The organism is Pelagibius sp. (genome assembly GCF_028281305.1).
Lineage (GTDB): Bacteria > Pseudomonadota > Alphaproteobacteria > Kiloniellales > Kiloniellaceae > Pelagibius.
Window position 1 is genome coordinate 114970 of the sequence record NZ_JANQKD010000044.1, and the last position, 19766, is coordinate 134735.

Annotated in this window: 16 protein-coding genes; 8 read left to right on the forward strand and 8 right to left on the reverse strand. The window is 65.1% G+C overall.

Going from position 1 to position 19766, the window contains the following annotated elements; all coding sequences use genetic code 11:
• Positions 1-76 precede the first annotated feature (76 nt).
• A complete protein-coding gene (locus Q0982_RS10815) occupies positions 77-1459 on the forward strand; it encodes an AarF/ABC1/UbiB kinase family protein (protein WP_299395249.1) in 1383 nt (460 codons plus the stop codon).
• A 164-nt stretch (positions 1460-1623) separates the two neighbouring features.
• A complete protein-coding gene (locus Q0982_RS10820) occupies positions 1624-5142 on the forward strand; it encodes a hypothetical protein (protein ID WP_299395252.1) in 3519 nt (1172 codons plus the stop codon).
• 11 nt (positions 5143-5153) lie between these two features.
• Here Q0982_RS10820 and Q0982_RS10825 read toward each other — a convergent pair whose 3' ends face one another.
• Entirely contained in the window at positions 5154-5714 is a 561-nt protein-coding gene (locus tag Q0982_RS10825; protein ID WP_299395253.1) for a MarR family winged helix-turn-helix transcriptional regulator, read from the reverse strand.
• 88 nt (positions 5715-5802) lie between these two features.
• Here Q0982_RS10825 and Q0982_RS10830 point away from each other — a divergent pair, with 88 nt between their 5' ends.
• The 3 genes from Q0982_RS10830 to Q0982_RS10840 all read left to right on the forward strand — a co-directional run bounded on the left by Q0982_RS10830 (position 5803) and on the right by Q0982_RS10840 (position 7285).
• Positions 5803-6351, forward strand: a complete 549-nt coding sequence (locus Q0982_RS10830; RefSeq protein WP_299395255.1) for a carboxymuconolactone decarboxylase family protein — start codon at positions 5803-5805, stop codon at positions 6349-6351.
• Positions 6352-6440: 89 nt separating this feature from the next.
• Positions 6441-6731 (forward strand): DUF1330 domain-containing protein, encoded by a 291-nt coding sequence (locus Q0982_RS10835; RefSeq protein WP_299395258.1) that lies wholly within the window; start codon positions 6441-6443, stop codon positions 6729-6731.
• A 173-nt stretch (positions 6732-6904) separates the two neighbouring features.
• Positions 6905-7285 carry a cupin domain-containing protein gene (locus Q0982_RS10840; RefSeq protein ID WP_299395260.1) on the forward strand — a complete coding sequence of 127 codons (381 nt, stop codon included), beginning with the start codon at positions 6905-6907 and terminating at the stop codon, positions 7283-7285.
• Here the strand turns inward: Q0982_RS10840 and Q0982_RS10845 are convergent.
• The 3 genes from Q0982_RS10845 to Q0982_RS10855 all read right to left on the reverse strand — a co-directional run bounded on the left by Q0982_RS10845 (position 7282) and on the right by Q0982_RS10855 (position 12254).
• Positions 7282-10449, reverse strand: coding sequence for an efflux RND transporter permease subunit (locus Q0982_RS10845; protein ID WP_299395263.1), 3168 nt, complete (start codon positions 10447-10449; stop codon positions 7282-7284). The genes Q0982_RS10840 and Q0982_RS10845 overlap by 4 nt on opposite strands.
• Before the next feature lie 15 nt (positions 10450-10464).
• The gene (locus Q0982_RS10850) at positions 10465-11694 is read right to left on the reverse strand and encodes an efflux RND transporter periplasmic adaptor subunit (RefSeq protein WP_299395264.1); all 1230 of its coding nucleotides are present in this window, start codon (positions 11692-11694) and stop codon (positions 10465-10467) included.
• 161 nt (positions 11695-11855) lie between these two features.
• Positions 11856-12254, reverse strand: coding sequence for a VOC family protein (locus Q0982_RS10855; RefSeq protein WP_299395271.1), 399 nt, complete (start codon positions 12252-12254; stop codon positions 11856-11858).
• Between the two features lie 81 nt (positions 12255-12335).
• Between Q0982_RS10855 and Q0982_RS10860 the strand changes: the two genes are divergently transcribed.
• Complete coding sequence (locus tag Q0982_RS10860) at positions 12336-12659, forward strand: hypothetical protein (RefSeq protein WP_299395273.1); 324 nt, start codon at positions 12336-12338, stop codon at positions 12657-12659.
• On the opposite strand, the gene Q0982_RS10865 is transcribed toward Q0982_RS10860, so the two are convergent.
• From Q0982_RS10865 to Q0982_RS10885, 4 genes are all read right to left on the reverse strand, one after another.
• Positions 12656-13786: a serine hydrolase gene (locus Q0982_RS10865; protein WP_299395276.1), complete on the reverse strand. Its 1131-nt coding sequence runs from the start codon at positions 13784-13786 to the stop codon at positions 12656-12658. The two genes, Q0982_RS10860 and Q0982_RS10865, sit on opposite strands and share 4 nt — an antisense overlap.
• A 7-nt stretch (positions 13787-13793) precedes the next feature.
• Positions 13794-15335 (reverse strand): pyridoxal-phosphate dependent enzyme, encoded by a 1542-nt coding sequence (locus tag Q0982_RS10875; RefSeq protein WP_322097005.1) that lies wholly within the window; start codon positions 15333-15335, stop codon positions 13794-13796.
• An 86-nt stretch (positions 15336-15421) separates the two neighbouring features.
• The gene (locus Q0982_RS10880) at positions 15422-16372 is read right to left on the reverse strand and encodes a hypothetical protein (protein WP_299395277.1); all 951 of its coding nucleotides are present in this window, start codon (positions 16370-16372) and stop codon (positions 15422-15424) included.
• Between the two features lie 21 nt (positions 16373-16393).
• Complete coding sequence (locus Q0982_RS10885; RefSeq protein WP_299395280.1) at positions 16394-17263, reverse strand: alpha/beta fold hydrolase; 870 nt, start codon at positions 17261-17263, stop codon at positions 16394-16396.
• Between the two features lie 283 nt (positions 17264-17546).
• Between Q0982_RS10885 and Q0982_RS10890 the strand changes: the two genes are divergently transcribed.
• Together Q0982_RS10890 and Q0982_RS10895 are read left to right on the forward strand one after the other, a co-directional pair.
• Positions 17547-18533, forward strand: coding sequence for an alpha/beta fold hydrolase (locus tag Q0982_RS10890; protein WP_299395282.1), 987 nt, complete (start codon positions 17547-17549; stop codon positions 18531-18533).
• Between the two features lie 248 nt (positions 18534-18781).
• Positions 18782-19765: an alpha/beta fold hydrolase gene (locus Q0982_RS10895; RefSeq protein ID WP_299395283.1), complete on the forward strand. Its 984-nt coding sequence runs from the start codon at positions 18782-18784 to the stop codon at positions 19763-19765.
• Position 19766: the final 1 nt, after the last annotated feature.

Genomic DNA, 19766 nt, shown 5'->3' on the forward strand with positions numbered 1-19766 from the left:
GGAATCCCTGCCTTTCCGGGCGCCGCCGGATGACTGTCACTGGACTTCTGGACGCCTTGGGCCCAAGTTCATGGGCATGTCCGAGATTGACAACGAAAACCAAGAGCTTAACGAGGACGACCGGTCCCGCTTTTCGGGCCGCATGCGGCGCTATGCACGGGTCGGCACCTCGGTGGGCGGTTTGGCGGCCCAGGTGGTGGGCGCCCGCTACCTGGGGCTGGGTCTCGACCGGGGCAAGCACTCCTCGGAGCTGAAAGCCGCGCTGGGCGGGCTCAAGGGCCCCTTGATGAAGGCGGCGCAGATTCTCGCCACCATTCCCGATGCGCTGCCGCGGGAGTATGCGGAGGAACTGCGCCAGCTTCAGTCCAACGCGCCCTCCATGGGCTGGCACTTCGTCAAGCGCCGCATGCGCGCCGAACTGGGCGCGGACTGGCAGAAGAAGTTCAAATCCTTCGAGCACGAAGCGGCGGCCGCCGCCTCCCTCGGCCAGGTGCATCGGGCCGTCAGCCCCGACGGCCGCGGCCTCGCCTGCAAGCTGCAGTACCCGGATATGCTCTCCGCCGTGGAGGCCGACCTTCAGCAGCTCAAGATCCTCTTCGGCATCTACCGGCGCTACGACCGCGCCATCGATCCCTCGGACATCTATCACGAGCTGGCCGACCGCCTGCGCGAGGAGCTCGACTACGAACGCGAAGGCCGCCACATGGAGCTTTATCAGGCCATGCTGGCGGAGGAGGACGGCGTCCATGTTGCCGATCTCCTGCCGGAGCTTTCCACCCAGCGCCTCCTCACCATGACCTGGCTGGAAGGCAAGCCGCTGATGGATTTCATCGCCGGCACCGACTGTGTCGAGCAGCGCAACGCCGTGGCGCTGAACATGTTCCGCGCCTGGTACGTGCCCTTCTACTTTTACGGCATCATCCACGGCGACCCGCACCTGGGCAACTACACCATCCGCGAGGACGGCACGGTTAACCTGCTGGACTTCGGCTGCATCCGGGTCTTCCCGCCGAAGTTCGTGAAGGGGGTCATCGACCTCTACTTCGCGCTGGAACGCGACGACCCGGAGCTGGCGGTGGAAGCCTACCGCACCTGGGGCTTCACCGAGATCAGCAAGGAACTGCTGGCGGCGCTCAATCTCTGGGCGGCCTTCCTCTATGCGCCGTTGCTGGAGGACAAGCCGCAGAAGATCATGGGCGACAAAAGCAGCCTCTACGGCGCCGAGGTGGCCGGCGAGGTGCACAAGGAACTGCGCCGCCTGGGCGGGGTGAAGCCGCCGCGCGAGTTCGTGCTGATGGACCGCGCCGCCGTCGGTCTGGGATCGGTCTTCATGCATCTGGACGCCGAGATCAACTGGCATCAGGTCTTCCATGATCTGATCAGCGGCTTCGACGTCGACGCCCTGGAAGACCGGCAGACCAAGGCCCTCAAGAAGCTCGCACTTCCCCTGCCGAGTTAAAGACTCTGGCGCCTCGCGCTCCGCGCGCAATTTGCCTGCTGCCGGCAAATCACGTCTAATGAGAATTCGCCCCACCTCTGCCACAAAGCCGCGGTAAGTGGGCGTTGTCGTGGCGGCCGGCGCAGCGCCCCGGCCCGTTGACACAGGCGAGGAGGGGGGTCCGGATGACAAGGCTCACGATACCCGCTGCGTTCCTGGCGGCAGTGGCGGCAATGGCGCCGCCCGCTGCGGGCCAGAGCAACAACACGGCAGCCGCCCCGGCAGGAGCCCATGCAGATCGCGTCGATTTCCGGCCGGCGGACGCCTGGCTCGGGAAGTGGTCCGGTGTGTCGAGTTACAGCCAAACCACCGACGTTTGGGAATGGCGGTTCGAGGTCATTCGGCCCTGCAATGATTACGGCATCCGATTTGGCAGCTACGGCTCCGAAAGGGCCGAGATTCTGCGCATCAATGCCACCGAGCTCGAGTTTCTTTTGCACGACGAGCTTGGAACGCATTTGACGATGGTCCGGCAGGGCAACGACGTTTACAGCGGCACGGTCAGTCAGCCGAACAACAAGCCGCTGCACCTGGGCCGTGTCGACGGGCGGTGGATTGGAGAAGCGGCGCCGGCGACCGGCGCGCAGTGCGCCGATACCGAGGCGCCGGACCCCTATGCCGATGCGGTGGTTTCCTGGACCTTCGGGAGTCCGCGGTCCAACGAGGGCCCTTCCAAGCCGAGCTTCGCCCTGGGGCCGCCCGACTACACCGGCAGCCACCGCGACCCCGGCATCGTCACCCTCGGCTGCGGCGGGCAGATCGTCGTGCGCTTCAGCGACAACGACTTGGTCGACGGCGCGGGGGCCGATCTCAGAATCTTCGAGCCGGGCGACCGCGAAGCCTACAGCGTTGAAATCTCGGTCGACGGGGCCGAGTGGCGGGCTGTGGGACGGGCGGAGGGCGGCAACAGCAGCTTCGATATCTCGAATGTCGCCGAAGCAAACGAGCGTTTCTCCTTCGTGCGCATCACCGATGAGCGCGGATTCTGCCAGGGCGTGCGGCCCGGCATGGACATCGATGCCGTCGAAGCATTGAACATAGGGGCCGAAAGCGAAAGCGCGGCCCAGGACGTCGCGGCTGTGAGCACGCCGGAGGGGCTTTTGGTAGAGGTGACACCCTTGGAGAACGAGGGTGGCGGCTCCCGGGCTCTCACCGGTGAGCCTCTGGACAGTGTTGTGACGGTCACCAACACCGGCGCCGAACGGATCTATGCCCCGGTCCTCGAACTCGTTTTGTCCGGCGAGGCGGTTTCGGAAGCTGCAGAGCTCGACGCAGCGCCGGCCAAGCCACGGCAGGATGCGGAGGCGGCCTTCTTTGACATCATCTGCGCGCTCGATGGCACAACCGCAACCTGTCCGCTGGGCTACGGCGACCGGGTCGAAGGGGGCAGGACCTATCTCGAACCCGGCGAGGCGCGCAGCATCCTGTTTCAGGTCACGGCCTGGGAGCCCGGGTTACTGTCCGTGACTGCGCGCGCATCCGCCGCGACCGGCGAAGCAGGGAAGCTTGAGGTCACGGCCTCGGAACAAAGCAGCGTCACCGGCCCGATCCTTGGCCTGCGGCTCCTGGGCACCACGCCGGAGCCCTACGGTTACAGCGACAACCCGCGCCTGCCGCTGCACGAGGGCCGGGAGATCATCCTGCGCTACGCCCTTCTCAACAGCCGCCAGGGCGGGCATGCCCGCGAAATCGCGCTCGACTTCTTTACCCGCACCGGCGAAGTGCGGTCGATCTCTCTCGCCTCGGGAGCAGCGCTGCCCTGTGGCCGCCCGAAGCCGACGGACAGACAGGTCGCCGATTGCGTGATCGCCGGCCTCGCGCCGGGACAGAGCGTGGAGGTCGATGCCGCTTTCCGCTACGGCCGGCGTTTCATGGTAGAGGCTGCGGCCAGCGCCGGCCGGTCAACGCAGGACCATGTCTACGAGACCGCGATGGACGTCGACCCGGTCGTGACGATGGGGTTTGCCCCGGCGCCTTCGTCGACGGTGGCCGAAGGACAGCGGATCGTCGCGTCCTTCGACGTCGCCAACCGCGGGCGGGGTTCCATCCCCGGCGGGGCACTGCAACTGATCCCGCGGGGCGGCAGCGCCGACGGCTTCGCAATCGAGACGGTCGAAGGCTGCAAGGCCGAGAAGCTTGCCTCGGGCGTTACCGAGTGCGCTCTGGCCGAGTTCTCGAAGGAGGCGCCGGCCGAGGTCCTCGTCGTCACGACCCCCGTGCCGGCTGGGGCCGAGGGCAGCGAGCTTGGGCTGGTGTGGGAGTTGTCGGTGCCGGGCCACCGCTTTCCTTATCCTTCGACGGCCAATGAAAAGGGTTACGCGCAATACGGTGTCGGCAAGCGCGTCGCCGACCTCTATGTCGCGGAGTACCTGCCGGCGGAAGGCCTGGAGCCCGGCGTGCCTCAGGTGATCCAACTCGAGATCGGCAACAAGGGGACATGGCCGCAGGACGACGCCGTTTTGGACCTGCGCCTCGATCTCACCGACGAAAACGGTGCGCCGGCCCCGGGCAGCCACCTGACGCGCGCCGCCGCCCTGCTGGGCAACCCGGACCGCCCCGGCGAGGTTGTGAAGGCAGCCTGCGAGGTCTCGGGCAACGCGGCCCGCTGCGCTCTGGGTACGCTGCGACCCCGCAGTGCCGACTCCATTATCTTCGAGATCAACTCCGGAGACCTTGCCGCAGGGCGCTACCGCTACAAGGCACGGATCACCGAAGGGCAGGGCGAGGCCGGCGATGCCGCCCGCACGCGGGACAACACGGTGAGCGGCGGTGCCCAGATCTTCGCGACCGGGGAGTCCGTCGCCGACCTGCGTGTGTTCAGGGGCCATAGCGACAAGGAGGCAGAGGCGCTTCAGCCTCAGGGCTTCAACTTCTGGGTTGAGAACGACGGAACCATTGCGCAGGACGCCGTGGGTCTGAAACTGGACTTTGCAATCGAAACTCAGCAGGCCGTCCCGCAGGGCCTGCGCTTTCTGCGCAGTGTCTATACGGTGGTTCCGAGTCTCGATGACAGCGCCCGGCCGGTGCGCCGCGTGCCCTGCGTGGTGAACGTGGGAACAGCATCTTGCGCGCTGGGGCGCCTGGAGCCTGAGGGCCTGGCCCAAATCTTTGTCGAGTGGGATCCCGCCGGGATTGCCGGGCGCTATAGCTACACCGTCTATCTGAACGAGGGCGCCGGCGAGGCGGCCGCGAAGCGATTGAAAGACAATATACTGCGTGGCGGGGCAGCGATCGTCGCTCCCGGCACGGCGGAGGTCACGGCCATTCAGGCTCCGGGTCCGGCGGGCAGCATCGAGTATCCGGCCAACGGCGACGACGTGACCCCGGGGTCTTCAGCGCTCGGCACCTTCCGGGACCTCGAGGACGATTACGAGCTCTGGTACTTCAGCTTCAGTCCGGAGCCGCGGTGGTACTACCTGCGGCCGGTGGAGCGCGATCCGGGCGCCTCCGGCATCTGGGCGATCCATGATCTCAGCCACGGGCGCCCCGGCCGCGCCGACATCGGTTATGTCTACCGCATCGGCATCGTGGCCGCCGATCCGATGGCCAACACGAGCCTGCAGGAGAACGCCGCGCGGCTGCAAGCGTTCCCGCCGGGAACGACGGTGCTGCACGAGATCCAGGTGACACGGGTGGGCGAGTAGTAAAGGCTCCTTCAAGCCGCCTCCTGCTCGGCGCAGATCAGCCCGCCGTCTTCCTCGCTCAGAGGCACCTCCAGGAGCCGGCATCGGTGCGGGCTGCCGGCCGGGTCCCCGGCACTGAAGTGCCGGCAGGCCCGGCAGAGACCGAAAGGCCGGCTGTCGCGCCGGCGCAGGGTTTCGGCGAGCAGGCGGTGAAGGCCCTCCGTGAGCGCCTCCTTTTGCTCGGTGGAAAGGTTTGCGGTCCCGCGCATGAGCGCGTCGATGGGGTCGCGGGCCAGCAGGCGCCTGCCCTTGGCCGTGAGGGTGAGGGCGATCTGCCGCCGGTCTTGCGGGTCGACCCGCTTTCCAATCAGACCTTTGCGTTCCAGCGCATTCAGCGTCTGGGAAACCGTTCCCTTGGTCATGCCCAGGTAGGCCGTGACGCCCGAGGGCGTGCGCGAGAAGCGGTTCGCCCGCGACAGATAGCGCAGGGCCTCCCACTGGGTCGGCTTGAGGCCCTCCGCATGGGCTTCGTTCTGCAGGACGCGGGCGAGCCGTTCCAGCAGAAGGCCCAGGTCATCGGTGGTCTTCATCATTTTATAGTATCGACTAAAAACTTTTCTTGCAAGCCGGGACTTCGAGCATTATCTCGATTATATCGACTCGATACTAATGGAGAATCCGATGTCCAGACTCACACCCTATCCCCATGACAAGGCCACAGGCAGCCGCAAGGGGCTGATGGATGCCGTGAAGCAGCAGTTCGGCGGCGTGATCAACATGTTCGGGACGGTCGCCCATTCGCCGGCGGCCCTGGAGAGCATGCTCGGGTCTTTCGCCGCCCTTGGAAAAGGCCGGCTTGGTGCCGCTCTTGGCGAGCAGATCGCCGTTGCCGTCGCCAATGCCAATGGCTGCGAATACTGTCTTTCGGCGCATACCGTGCTCGGCAAGAAGGCTGGTGTGTCTGCGGAGACAATGGAGGAAGCCCGTCAGGGCCGCTCGGCCGACCCGCGCAGTCAGGCGGCCATTGTTTTTGCTCTGAAGGTGGTGGAAACCCGCGCCCATATCGAAACCAGTGACCTCGAAAGTCTGCGTGCGGCGGGCTTCGACGATGAGGAGATCGTCGAGATTGTCGCCCATGTGGCGCTCAATCTTTTCACCAACTACGTCAACGTGGCCTTCGACGTCGATGTCGACTTTCCTTCGGTGAAGCCGCGCAGGGCGGCAGCCTGACAAGTCATCGTTTGCCTCGTCTCACCGGTTTCAGCCGGGCCGCGGGCCGGAGCCGGTGAGCCAAGGACCACACAGAGCGGAGTTTGCTGATGAGCGCGCTTTTCTTCTTCGACAACCTGGAGGTCACCGACCCGGCGGCCCTGGAAACCTACAAGAACAGCGTCGGCCCGGTGGTGGCCAAATACGGCGGGCGTTACAGAACACTCGGTGGTGCGGTGACCGTCTTTGAAGGGTCCTGGCAGCCAAGGTATCCGGTCATCATCGAGTTTGACGACGCGGACAGGGCGCGGGCCTGGTACAACTCGGAAGACTACAGCGCGCTCAAGGCCTTGCGTCAGTCCGCTGTGGTCTGCAACGCCGTGTTGATCGAGGGCCTGTGACTCCTGGCTTTCAACCTGCGACAAAAAGTGACAGAGCAGCCCTCTTTTGCTCTCGACCAAGGTGGCCTATGTCTTTGCCTGAGGCGGGCAGGCCGCGACGACCGGTTTCCGTCAGGTTCCCGCCTCTACCAGGTCGCAGTCGCCGCACCATCGCTTCGATCGGAGGATCGGAAATGGATTTGGCGACCCCTCTCACCCAGGCCCGCAAGGCCGTCCGGCAGGCTGTTTCATCGGGGGCGGCACCCTTTGGTCTACCTGCCGCGCAGATCTTTGAACACGGCAGCCTCAAGCTCTTCTTCTACGAACCCCGCGGCGTTGACCACCAGCCGGTTCACGACCAGGACGAGGTCTACGTGGTCGTCAGCGGGTTCGGCACCTTTGCTGTGGGCGACAGCGAAGCCAGCCTTGAGCGCAAGGCCTTCGGCCCCGGCGATGCGATCTTCGTGGCCGCCGGCAGGCTGCACCGCTTTGAGGACTTCACCGACGATTTCGAGACCTGGGTGATGATGTACGGACCCGAGGGCGGCGAGCAGCCCAGCAGGCCGCCCGTCTAGTCGGAAGCGGGGCCTGCCGCGCTTTCCGGTTCGCGCGAGGCCGGTTTCTCGTTCCGGCCCTTCTGTCCACTGGCGCGCTCGCTGATCCGCTGCATGACGACATAGAAGACAGGGGTGAAGACCAGCGACATCAGCGTCGCGGCGGTCATACCGCCAACCACGGCGGTACCGATAGCCTGGCGGCTGGCGGCCCCGGCGCCGCTGGCCACCACCAGCGGCATGAACCCGGCAATGGAGGAGATGGCGGTCATCAGGATCGGGCGAAAGCGCAGCTTGGCCGCCGAAGCGGATGCCTCCAGGATCGACTTGCCGGCCTCCCGCTCGGCCTTGGCGAATTCGACGATCAGGATGGCGTTCTTGCTGGCCAGGCCGATCAGCAGGACGATGCCGATCTGGGTGTAGACGTTGTTGTCGAACTGCCGTGCCACCAGGGCGCCGATGGTGCCGACCAGGGCGAGGGGCACCACCAGGATGACCGCCGCCGGCATCGCCCAGCTTTCGTATTGTGCCGCCAGCACCAGGAAGACCAGGACGATGGCCAGGGCGAAAACCAGGATTGCTTCGGAGCCGACCTGCTTCTCCTGGAAGGACATGCCGGTCCATTCGAATCCCATACCCGCGGGCAGCTTCATCTCGGCCAGTTGTTCCATCAGATTGAGTGCCTGGCCGGAGGAAAAGCCCGGTGCCGCCTGGCCGGTGATCGAGGCGCTGGGATAGAGGTTGTAGCGCAGTACCGTCTGGGGTCCCAGGATCTCGTCCACCGCGACAAGGGTGCCCAGCGGGACCATGTCGCCGGCGGCATTGCGCACATCGAGCTGGCGGATGTCCTCCGGCTTGACGCGGAACCTGTGGTCCGCCTGTACCTTCACCTGCCAGGTGCGCCCGAACTTGTTGAAGTCGTTCACATAGGCCGAGCCGAGGTAGGTCTGCAGGGTGCCGAAGACCTCGTCGAGGGAGATCTCCAGGGACTTGGCCATGGTGCGGTCGACCTCGGCGAAGAGCTGCGGCACGTCGGCGCGGAAGGTGGTGTTGAGGTTGGTCAGGCCCGATTGCGCGTTGCCGTCGGCTAGGATTTCCTGAGACATCCGTTGCAGTTCCTGGAGGCCGAGCGCCTGCCGGTCCTGAAGCTGCATCTGAAAGCCGCCGGAAACCCCGAGGCCGGGGATGGCCGGGGGCGGGAAGGCAAAGGCGATCGCTTCCTGAATCTGGGACAGTTCCCGCTGCAGGCGCCCCAGGATAGCGCCTTGGGAGAGGGCCGGCTCCAGCCGCTCGCCCCAGGGCGTCATGGTGAGGAAGATCGTCGCCGCGTTGGAGGCGTTGGTCCCGTCGATCACGGAAAAGCCGCCGAGGGAGACCCAGTCCGCCACGCCTGGAATGTCGGCCAGGATGACGTCGATGCGGTCGAGCACCTCGTTGGTGCGCTCCAGCGCCGCGGCGTTGGGGAGCTGGGCCGAAATGATGAGATAGCCCTGATCCTCGACCGGCAGGAATGCGGTCGGCAGCTTTTGGAACTGCCAGCCGGTGAAGCCGCCGAGCGCCACGAACAGCAGCATCATGACCGCGGTCACCCGCGTCAGCTTCTTGGTCAGGCCCATGTAGGCGTTTTCCGAAGTCGCGAAGACTTTGTCGAAGCCGCGAAAGAAGAAATTCTTGCCGGCCTTTTGCGGTCTCAACAGCAGGGCTGCCAGAGCCGGGGCCATGGTGAGCGCGTTGATCGAACTGAAGACAGTCGCCACGGCAATGGTGATGGCGAACTGGCGATACATCTGCCCGGTGATTCCAGGCAGGAAGGCGGCCGGAATGAAGACCGCCAGCAGGACCAGGGTTGTGGCGATCACCGGGCCGGAGACCTCGCTCATGGCTTCGATGGCGGCATCCATGGCCGAGAGACCGTTGTCGATCTTCACTGCCGTGGCCTCGACCACCACGATGGCGTCGTCGACCACGATGCCGATGGCCAGGACGATACCGAAGAGGGTGAGCATGTTGAGGGAATACCCCAGCAGCCCCATCACCGCGAAGGTACCGATCAGCGAGACCGGGATGGTGACCGCCGGGATGATGGTGGCGCGCCAGTCCTGGAGGAAGAGGAAGAGCACCAGGAAGACCAGCCCCGCCGCCTGGAAGAGGGTGACATAGACCTCCTCGATCGAGGTCTTGACGAAGATCGTCGTGTCGTAGGGGATTTCGTAGTACATGCCCTGCGGGAAGCGCTGGCTCATCTCCTCCATGGCCTGGCGGACGTCGCTGGCCACGGCGATGGCGTTGGCGCCGGGCAGCTGATAGATCCCGATCGACGCGGAGGGGGTGCCGGAGAGGCGCGAGGTGATGTCGTAGCTCTTGCCACCCAGTTCCACCCGGGCAATGTCCCTTAGATAGGTGATGCCGCCATCGGCGCCGTATTTGATAATGATCTCTTCGAACTGTTCGATCTCGGTCAGCCGACCCAGCACGTTCACCGAAAGCTGGAAAGATTGGCCGCTGGGGGCCGGCGGCTGGCCGATCTGTCCGGCGGCCACCTGGACGTTCTGCTCGCGGATGGCGGCGACCACGTCCTGTGTCGTCAGGCCCCGTGATTTCAGGGCCGTCGGGTCCAGCCAGACGCGCATGGAGTAATCGCTGGCGGGAAAGACGAAGACCTCGCCAACGCCGTCGATCCGGCTCAGCGTATCGCGCAGGTTGAGGGTGGCGTAGTTGCTGAGGAAGAGTTCGTCGTAGCGGTTGCCCTCGGAGAGCAGTGCGGCGAAGAGAATGATGTTGCTGGACTGCTTCTTGGTGTTGACGCCCTGGCGGACAACCTCCTCCGGCAGATTGGGCTCGGCCAGGGCTACCCGGTTCTGAACCAGGATCTGAGACAGGTCCAGATCACTGCCGACCTCGAACGTGACCGTCAGGGTATAGGAGCCGTCGCTGGCGCTGGTCGAAGACATGTAGATCATGCCTTCGACGCCGTTGACCTGTTGCTCGATCGGTGCTGCGACGGTTTCGGCCACCACTTCGGCGCTGGCGCCGGGATAGACGGCGGAGACCTGAACCGTCGGCGGCGTAATCTCCGGGTACTGCTCGATCGGCAGAGCGCCCAGGGTGACGATGCCGGCGATGACGATGACGATGGAAATCACCGAGGCGAAGATCGGCCGCCGGATGAAAAAGGCAGAGAACACTGCGGCTGCCTCCCGCTATTGCGTTGCGGTCTCGGAAGCGCGGTCTGGCCCCGCGCCCTGGCTGAGCTGCTGGCGTGCGGCGGTCAGGGCCGTGGCGGTGAAGTCCGCCATGTCAGCCTCCTCGGGCGTCACCGTCGACCCGCCGCGCACCCTTTGAAGGCCGACCACCACGACCCTTTCGTCGTTGGCGAGACCCTCTTCGATCACCCGCATGCCGTCGATCAACTGGCCGATCTTGACGCTGCGTTTCTCGATGACGTTCTCCGCGCCCAGGACATAGAGGTAGCGGCCGGTCTGATCGAGGCCGATGGCCCGCTCGGTGACCAGCGGCATGTCCGGCCGTTCTGTCGCGGCGACGCGCAGCCGCGCGAAGAGCCCGGAGATCAGCGCCGGGATCGGTCCTGGGTTTTCGAAACTGGCACGCAGCTGCAGGGTCCCGGTCTCGGGATTGAGTGCGGACTCGGCAAAGTCCAGCGAACCCTCGTAGACGAAATCCGTCTGGTCCGCTGTCGACATCTCCACCGACACGGTTTCGCGCATCTCCGCTTCGTTGCTGACGCCGGCATCGATCGCGGTCGCGCGATAGGCGGCCCGGGCCACCAGCAGATCGCGTTCGTTGATCGAGAAATAGACATACATTGGATTGCTGTCGGTGATCGTGGCCAGCAGCGTGGCTTCGCTTTCCCCGACAAGGTTGCCGGTGTCGACAAGGTTGCGCCCGATGCGCCCGGTGATCGGCGCGCGGATGTCGGTATACTCCAGGTCAAGCTCGGCCTGGCGCAGCGCTGCCTGCTTGACCGAGACCTCCGCCGTGGCAGAGCGCGCGCCAGCCTCTGCTTCGTCCAGCCTGGCCTGGGAGATGTTGCCGCGTTGGATCAGGGTCTCAGCGCGCTCCAGGGCTCTGTCGGCCTCGATCTTCAGCGCCTTTGCGCTTTCAAGCTGCGCCTTGGCGATCTCCACATCGGCGATGTATTCGCGCTGGTCAATCATGAAGAGCGGATCGCCCGCCTGCACGTCGGTGCCGGGGCCGAAGGTCATCTTCACGAGTTCCCCGGGCACCCGGGCGCGCACGTCGACCACGGCGGCGGCCTGGGTGGTGCCGGTGAAGTAGAGGTAGTCGGTGATGCTCTGGACCAGGGGAGCGGCGACCTTGACCTTAGGGGGCGGCGGTTCGACGTAGGTGTTGCTTTCGCCGCAGGCTGCGAGCGCCAGAACGGTAAGGCAAGCCGGCAATAGTCGCTTCATGCTCCCTGTCCCTCGTTCGCCTTCCTTGGGTTGTCAGCATAGCGCAGGGTCCTTGCCGCTGGCTACGGCTCATCACATCGCGCAGCCAATTCGGAGGCTTTCAAACAATCGGTACCGACAAACAGCCTTGACCCTGCGGCATCGGGCTCGGCGCGCTTGGCTCAAACCTCCTCACCGAAAAACAGCAGGCAGCCGTCAGGGTCTTTTACGTGAAATTCGCGCATGCCGTAGGGTTGATCGAAGGGCGGGCGCAGCCGACCCTGCGGTAGGGTCTCAAGTTTGGCCCGCAGATCCTCGTAGAGGGCATCGAGGCCGCGAACGTGGAAGTAGATCGCGATGTTGTTGGCAGTGGCCTCCAGGGCTTTCGGATCGTCGCAGTGGAGCAACTGCAGGCCGACGGCCGGTTCGCGCATGACGATGGCGAGGCTGGCGTCCTCGGCCAGGAATCGGGTCTCGAACCCCAGGGTCTCGGTGTAGAACGCAACGCTGCGCGCGACGTCGCTGACCGGCACGATGGTCATGGCGCTCTCGATGACCGGCTGTGTTTCGGTCTCCAGCATGCTTCGCCCCTTTATCGAAGCCTTAACCCTGGTTCTATCAAATAGGGGACGGTCGATGTCATCAACAGCCAATTGTTTCAAATGCCGGATTACGCCGCCATCCAAGGGCAGAACCTGGACAGGCTGCCGCGCTTCTGCGTCGTGCTGCGCGGAGAGTATCTCTCCGTCCCGGGCGACTCAGGTGACGACGAGCAGTTGGGATTCTATGTCGTGCGCACGGTGGCCGCAGGCGATCAGACGACGGCTGAGAAGCTCGCCCTCTTCGATCTGGAAGCGGAAATCCGCATGAAGGGTATGGGCCCGGTGCCCGATACCATGGAAATCGACAAGAGCCAGCGCCTCGACGACGATCAGGATGACGTCAACAGCGGCTTCATTCTCTATCCCGCAGAGCAGACGCCCTAACCGGGTGCGAGCAGGCGCAGCACCGCCGGCACCAGGGAAGAGGCCGGCCGCAGCAGGGAAAAGACACCCGCTGCATCGCTCTGGTTCTCCGTGCCGCAGATGACGGCATCGGCGGCCGGCCAGTACAACATGAAGCCTTTCAGAAAGCCCGTGTGCCCCCAGAGCTCGCCGAAGCCCGGCGCGCCGAGGTCCTCGAGGTTGAAGTGGCGCATGCCCAGACCATAGGAGACGCCATGTTCCCCGGTGGCACGCCAAGCCATCATATGCTGGCGGCTTCTGCGGTCGCGAAAGACCCGGTCCTCCGCAAAGGCGCGCAGAAAGCGTGCGAGGTCCGCCGCGGTGGTTACCAGGCCGCCGCCCGCCCAGTCGGCTGATATGCTGCGCATACCGCCGTAGTGAAGAGCGCCCACGTAAGGCTGTGAGACCACCGCAGCCGTGAAGCTCGGCGGTGCCTCGCGGAACAGCAGGTAGGTTTCGTTCATTGCCAGGGGGCGGAAGATCTTGGCGCGGTAGGCCTGGTGCAGGGGCATCCCGGTCACGGCTTCAATCACCAGTCCGGCGAGCACAAAGCCTGTGTCGCAGTAGTGCCAGCCGCCGGCGGGGGCAAAGTGGGCGGTCAGGTGCTCCCGGGTCCAGTCGATCACCTCCGGTGGCTGCCAGAGCCGCTCCGGGTCTTCCATGAGTTCGGCCATGAAGGGCGAGCGGCCGTCTTCGAGAGGTTTTCCATCGCTGAAACAGTCTGCGAGACCGCTGGTGTGTCCCAGCAGTTGGCGCAGCGTAATGAAGCATCCGCGGTCGAGGCCGCGGACCACATGCAGACCGCCGAGCAGGGTATTGGGCAGGTAGGCGCCTATACCACGGTCGAGATCGAGCACGCCCTCCTCAGCGAGCAGCAGGCAGAGAGTGGCGGTGAACATTTTGGTGATGCTGGCTGCGTGAAAGGCATCGCCCGGCCGCAGCGGCGCGCCCGAGACCCGATCCCGCAGCCCGGCGGCGCCGGCCCAGGTGAAGCCGGGCGACTCGATGCGCAGCAAGGCGCCGGGCACGGCCTTTTGCAGTGTGACGCTTCTGTACAGAAGGCGTTGAAAGGCCTCTTCTTTCTCGATGGCCTGCAGTGGTATTGCCATGGCGCTCCTAGGCGTCTTGTGCCTCTCCCGAGTGTTGGCGTTGACGCGGCTGGACCCAGGAGGGAAAGAGCTCCTTGGGGTTTAAGTCGATGTCTGTCTTGAAGGTGATCTTGGCATCGGACAGCAGGACCTGGAGGCTGCCGTCTTCGTAGGCTTCGAAGAGTTCGGTGCAGCCGCCGATAAAGCGCCCGCCGACGAAGATCTGTGGAATGGTGACGCAGCCGGTGCGGGCGTTGAGGGCCCGGCGGATCCGGCCGCCCAGATCGTCGGCCTGCAGGGCGACCGAGTCCAGATCGACGGAGCGATAGGGGATCCGAAGCCTTGCGAAAAAGCGCCGCACGGACCAGCAGAACTCGCACCACTCCAGTGCGAACATGACCACCGGCTCCGTCGGGTCGCCGACCGCCTGCGCCAGATAGGCCGTTGCCTCGGCATCGCTCTCCTCGGCGGGCTTCGCGGCAGCGCCGTTGGCGGTCTGCTGGGCGGGGGCGCTGGGCGTCGTGCTGTCGAAGCGCGCCGACGGCGTGGTGCGGGAGAGGGCGACCTCTTCCTCGGTCATGTCCTCCGGAATATCCTCGAACAGCATCGTGCTGAGATAGCGCTCGCCGGTGTCGGGCAGCATGCAGAGCACGGTGCTGCCGGCAGGTGCGGTGCGGCAGACTTCCAAGGCGCCGGCCAGGGTCGCGCCGCCGCTGATCCCGGTGAAGATGCCCTCCTCGCGCGCCAGAGCGCGCGACAGGCGCAGAGACTCGTTGCCGTCCACAGGGATGATCCGGTCGACGTGCCTGGCGTCCAGGGCGGCCTCGGTCAGGCGCGGAATGAAGTCGGGGCTCCAGCCCTGCATCAGGTGAGGGCGGAAATGCGGATGGCTGGCGCTGGGGCTGCCGTCGGCGTTGCGCTGCTGGCTGACGCCGCTGCCCAGGACCTGGGCGTTGTCCGGTTCGCAGACAACGACCTTGGTCTTCGGGCTCTCAGCCGCCAGCACGCGCGCGACGCCCTTCAGGGTCCCCCCGGTGCCGGAGCCGGTCACCCAGTAGTCGAGACCGCAATCGGCGAAGTCGGCGAGAATCTCCTGGGCCGTGGTCCGCGAGTGCATCTCGGCATTGGCCTCGTTTTCGAACTGGCGGCAGAGGAACCAGCCGTGGGTCTGCGCCAGCTCCTCGGCCTTGACCAGCATGCCGCTGCCTTTTTCCGCAGCCGGCGTCAGCACCACCTTGGCGCCGAAAAAGCGCAGCAGCTTGCGGCGTTCGACGCTGAAGTTTTCCGCCATGGTGACCACCAGGGGATAGCCTTTGCTGGCGCAGACCATGGCGAGACCGATGCCGGTGTTGCCGCTGGTCGCTTCGATGACGGTCTGGCCGGGCTTGAGCAGCCCGCGCCGCTCGGCATCTTCGATCACCCCCAGGGCCAGGCGGTCCTTCACCGAGGCCATCGGGTTGAAGGCCTCAAGCTTGGCGTAGAGCTTCACGCCGTCCGGCCCCAGTTTGCGAATGCGCACGGCCGGTGTGCGCCCGATGGTCTCCAGTATGCTCTCGTATCGACGGCTCATTGATCATCCCCAAGTGTGTGCGTCGAGGCGGGCCGCAGCTTCTGCCGGCGGCCCGCCCCCTTTCGTCCGTAAGTCCTCTGTCTTGTCTACGCGGCCATCAGCGGACTGAGCGCCTGGTTCACGCGCTGCGCCTGCGCTTCGGTGATGAGGTCGCCGAGAATGCGCTGGAAGGGTCGATGCTGGGCGCCGGAAAGGATGTACTGCCAGCGGTAGGCCTTCAGTACGCCCGCGCCGACGGCTTCCTTCTCGGCTTTGCTCAGGCTGCGTCCGCAGGTCTCCAGGAAGTAGCGCGTATCCTCGGCGGCCTGGAGCTGCAGCAGCCCGTCGACGGCACCGACAAGGGCGATGAAGTCGTCGACGGCCTTGTCGCGTTCCGCATCGCTCAGCTTCGCATCGAGGCGGCGCAGCTCCAATTCGTCCATGATCGCGTGCTGGCTCTCTTCCTTCCAATGGAACAGGAAGACGTCCTTGAAGAGGGGCGAGAGGCTCTCGTCCGGCTCCAGGCTCTCGCGATAGTGCAGCTGGGTAAAAAGCTCGATGTGAAGAGTCAGCATCAGCACAGCCCAGGACTCCATGCTGAGGACGGCGTCGGCGATGGCGTCCGGGTCGCCGGCCTGCTTGTAGCCCTCGGGCATCTGCTCCTCGGCCAGCGCTTCGATGCGGCGAAACAGCTCCTGGTGTTTCAGTTCTTCTTCACTGAAGCGGACCAGGGCTTCCAGCGCGGTCTGATCGCCCAGGGCATGGGCGCGGCTGAGATCGAGCACCTTGGCGTTGATGAAGCGCTCCACCAGCCCGAAGATGTAGGCATAGGTGCGGCCTTGGATCTGGCTCAGGAAGCGTTGTTCGGCGGCGGTGAGGAAGCCCAGTTCCTGCACCTTGCTCAGACCCTGGGGCAGGAAGGTCTCGTCCATGTCGAAGGCGCGACCGCGAATCACGTCGCGGTCGATGTCCCAGTTGACACGCTTGGAGGCTTCGATACAGCGCGCAAAACGCGCGCGGTCGCTATCGGCGATCTGGGTTTCCGTATGGCTCTGCATGGTTGTCTCCTGAATCTCGGATCATCTTTCCGGGCGCCCCGACGCCGCGTCGCCCGCAGGCGGAGGGGCCGTTGGTTTCTGGTTGACCTGAAGAAAGCGCAGGATGTGACGGCTCACGTCTTCTGCGTGCGTGATCGGCCCCATGTGCCCGGCGCCGGCAACTGTCTCGATGCTGGAGCGGGGCAGCACGCTGTGGAGAAGCCGGATCACGGCTGCCGTCGGCGGTGGCGCCAGGGAGCCGCGGAGCAGCAGGACCGGAAACTCAAGGCGGCGATACGACGACAGCGCCGTCGGTTCTTCGATCAACGCATGAAAGTCGAGCGGTGCCTTTGGCAGCCAGCTTGTGAGGACTTCCTGTAGAGAGGGCCGCAGGGCCGCCCAGGCCCCTTCGCCGCTCCAGTAATCGACGAAGTGCGTTGCGGCGCCGCGGTAATCTCCGCTGGCAACACCCTGCGCCGTGACTTCAGCGACCGCGCGAATCTCCGAGAAGCTCGCTTCCTCAGCGGCGCCGGCCGCTTTCAGCAGGTGAAAAGCCGAAGGTTCGTAGAGCGTCATGCTGGTGACGGCATGAGGGCGCTGCAGGGCGATGTGCAGGGCGACACCGCCGCCATAGGAATGACCGATCAGATGAAAGGGTGCGTTCAAGGCATCGATCCGCTCGAGGATCGGGGCGGCTTCGTCCGCCAGGGCGAAGGGGTGCGCACCGTGCCAGTCAAGCCGGCCGTCGGCGCCCAGGAAGCTCGGGGCGATCAGGTGGAACGGCAGGTCCAGGCTGGCGGCCAGATGGCGCCATTGCCGCGCGTCGGAGCCCGAACAGTGCAACGCCACGACCGGCACCGGGTGATCGGAATCCAGGCGTGCGAAGGGCAGCGCTTTACGTAGAATGGTCATGGCGAAGGGTCATGGCGGTGGCTGGGCCTCGGACCGGCGGCGCGGACAGGTATCGCCGAAGGCCCTGGTCCGGGAAATCGGGCAGCTGTCCCGGTTCGCCTTGATTTCTTCCTCCCAACCGGTACAGCTGTCCCGGCTTGATGGGAAAAGGGTGGTTCTCAGGCGATTTCACACGCCGGATCGTGTGTTGGATGTGTCGGAAAAGTTGAAACAGCGTATTAGGTTCGCCCGATCCAAAGACGGGACCTCGCTGGCCTGGGCCTCGGCCGGCCGGGGGCAGCCATTGGTCAAGGCGGCCAACTGGCTGACCCATCTCGAATACGATCTGGAAAGCCCGGTCTGGTCGCACTGGGTGCACTTCTTTGCCGCGCATTTTCAATTCGTGCGCTACGACGAGCGGGGCTGCGGGCTGACCCAGCGCGATGCCGGGGACCTGTCTTTCGAACGCTGGATCGAGGATCTCGAGGCTGTTATCGAAGCGGCGGGGCTTGAAGGACCGGTTGCCTTGCTCGGCGTCTCCCAAGGAGCTGCAACCGCATTGGCCTATGCGGCGCGCCATCCTGAACGGGTATCGCGGGTTATTGTCTACGGCGGCTATTCGCAAGGCTGGCGCGTACGCGGCGATCCGCAAGGGGCGAAGCTTTACCGCTCCATCGCCGATGTCATTGCTTTGGGCTGGGATCTTGAAAACCCGGTTTTTCGGGAGCTCTTTACCAAGCGCTTCATTCCGGCAGGAACGCCGGAGCAGATCGCCTGGTTCAACGATCTCTGCTGCAAGACTGTCGAGGCGCAGACTGCTGCGCGCCTCTTGAGTGCCCGTGCTGACGTCGACTTGGGCCCGTTGATTTCCCAGGTGCAGGTTCCGGTTCAGGTTCTGCATGCCGCTGGCGACGAGGTCGTCCCCCTTGCCCAGGGCCGTGGCCTCGCTGCCGATTTGCCGAATGCCGAATTCGTCAGCCTGGACTCCCGCAATCACATCCTGCTGAAGCCGGAGCCGGCCTGGTCGCACTTCAAGGAGGCCGTGCTCGACTTCATGGAGCAGACGCCACAGCGCGGGGAAACGAGCGACGCCGCACTGGCGGGGCTGTCGCCGCGTGAGCGGGAAATCCTGGCCTTGATCTGCGAGGCCAAATCGAACCCGGAGATTGCCAAGGCTCTGGGGCTCTCGGAACGCACCGTGCGCAACCACGCCTCCAATCTCTTCCGCAAGCTGGGCGTGAGGTCCCGGGCGGAGGCGATCCTGCTGCGCCATGGCGGATCGCAGCCCTAGGAAGGGCCCGGTCGGGCGCGCGCGTCTTTCCGCACTACCCCCTAAGGATAGTCGGACGAACTAATATGTTGCTGCTTTGTTTCACCATCTTGCGGCGCCCCTCTTTTGCGATAACTATGCGGTCAGCTGTCGCCGCAGCATGGGGAGCCAAGTGAGGGCTTAAAGGCGTGAAGCAGCGTATCCGCTACGCTCGCTCAGCCGACGGCACTGCCATTGGATGGGCGAGTTTGGGCGAGGGCCTGCCCCTCGTGAAAACGTCCAACTGTCCGACCCACCTGGAGTACGACCTCCAAAGCCCGGTCTGGGCGCATTGGGTGAACTTCTTTGCCGCCCACTTTCAGTTCGTGCGCTACGACGAGCGCGGCTGCGGCCTTTCGGACCGTGAGGTGGAGGACCTGACCTTCGACCGTTGGGTCGAGGATCTGGAGGCGGTGATCGACGCCGCCGGGATCGACGGTCCGGTCAATCTCCTGGGGGTTTCCAAGGGGGCGGCGACGGCGATTGCCTATGCCGCCAGGTATCCGGACCGCGTGTCCCGGATCATTATCTACGGTGGCTATGCGCAGGGCTGGGGCGCGCGCGGCGATCCGCGCGGCGCCAAGCTGGCCAAGTCCATCGCCGACCTGGTCGCTCTCGGATGGGAGCTGGAAAACCCGGTGTTCCGGGAACTTATCACCCGTCGCTACATCCCCGGAGGCAGCGAAGAGCAGGTCGACTGGTACAACGACCTCTGCCTCAGGACCATGACGGCGGAGATGGCCGGGCGGCTGCTTGAGTCGCGCGCTGACGTCGACGTCTGCCACCTCTTGAGCCGCGTTGCCGTGCCGGTGCTGGTGATCCATCCCAACCGCGATGAGGTGATCCCCTTCAGGGAGGGCCGCATGCTCGCCAGCGAGCTGCCCAATGCGGAGTTCGTGGAGCTGGAGACCAACAACCACATCGTGCTCAAACACGAAGCCGCCTGGGTGCGCTTCAAGGAAGCCGTGCTCGATTTCATGGAACGCAGCCCGATGATCAGCCGCGGACACGCCCACGGGCTCGGCGGTCTGTCACGGCGCGAGAACGAGATCCTCTCGCTGATCTGCGAGGCCAAGTCCAACCCGGAAATCGCCGCTGTGCTCAGCCTTTCGGAGCGCACCGTACGCAACCATGCCTCCAACCTCTTCCGCAAGCTGGGCGTGCGTTCGCGCACCGAGGCGATCCTCTACCTGCACAGCGCCACGCGGCGGTGAC

What these genes read in the sequence shown, in the direction of transcription:
- Q0982_RS10815 (WP_299395249.1), top strand. Translation starts at nt 77, where the DNA reads ATGTCCGAGATTGACAACGAAAACCAAGAGCTTAACGAGGACGACCGG.
- Q0982_RS10820 (WP_299395252.1), top strand. Translation starts at nt 1,624, where the DNA reads ATGACAAGGCTCACGATACCCGCTGCGTTCCTGGCGGCAGTGGCGGCA.
- Q0982_RS10825 (WP_299395253.1), bottom strand. Translation starts at nt 5,714, where the DNA reads ATGATGAAGACCACCGATGACCTGGGCCTTCTGCTGGAACGGCTCGCC.
- Q0982_RS10830 (WP_299395255.1), top strand. Translation starts at nt 5,803, where the DNA reads ATGTCCAGACTCACACCCTATCCCCATGACAAGGCCACAGGCAGCCGC.
- Q0982_RS10835 (WP_299395258.1), top strand. Translation starts at nt 6,441, where the DNA reads ATGAGCGCGCTTTTCTTCTTCGACAACCTGGAGGTCACCGACCCGGCG.
- Q0982_RS10840 (WP_299395260.1), top strand. Translation starts at nt 6,905, where the DNA reads ATGGATTTGGCGACCCCTCTCACCCAGGCCCGCAAGGCCGTCCGGCAG.
- Q0982_RS10850 (WP_299395264.1), bottom strand. Translation starts at nt 11,694, where the DNA reads ATGAAGCGACTATTGCCGGCTTGCCTTACCGTTCTGGCGCTCGCAGCC.
- Q0982_RS10855 (WP_299395271.1), bottom strand. Translation starts at nt 12,254, where the DNA reads ATGCTGGAGACCGAAACACAGCCGGTCATCGAGAGCGCCATGACCATC.
- Q0982_RS10860 (WP_299395273.1), top strand. Translation starts at nt 12,336, where the DNA reads ATGCCGGATTACGCCGCCATCCAAGGGCAGAACCTGGACAGGCTGCCG.
- Q0982_RS10865 (WP_299395276.1), bottom strand. Translation starts at nt 13,786, where the DNA reads ATGGCAATACCACTGCAGGCCATCGAGAAAGAAGAGGCCTTTCAACGC.
- Q0982_RS10875 (WP_322097005.1), bottom strand. Translation starts at nt 15,335, where the DNA reads ATGAGCCGTCGATACGAGAGCATACTGGAGACCATCGGGCGCACACCG.
- Q0982_RS10880 (WP_299395277.1), bottom strand. Translation starts at nt 16,372, where the DNA reads ATGCAGAGCCATACGGAAACCCAGATCGCCGATAGCGACCGCGCGCGT.
- Q0982_RS10885 (WP_299395280.1), bottom strand. Translation starts at nt 17,263, where the DNA reads ATGACCATTCTACGTAAAGCGCTGCCCTTCGCACGCCTGGATTCCGAT.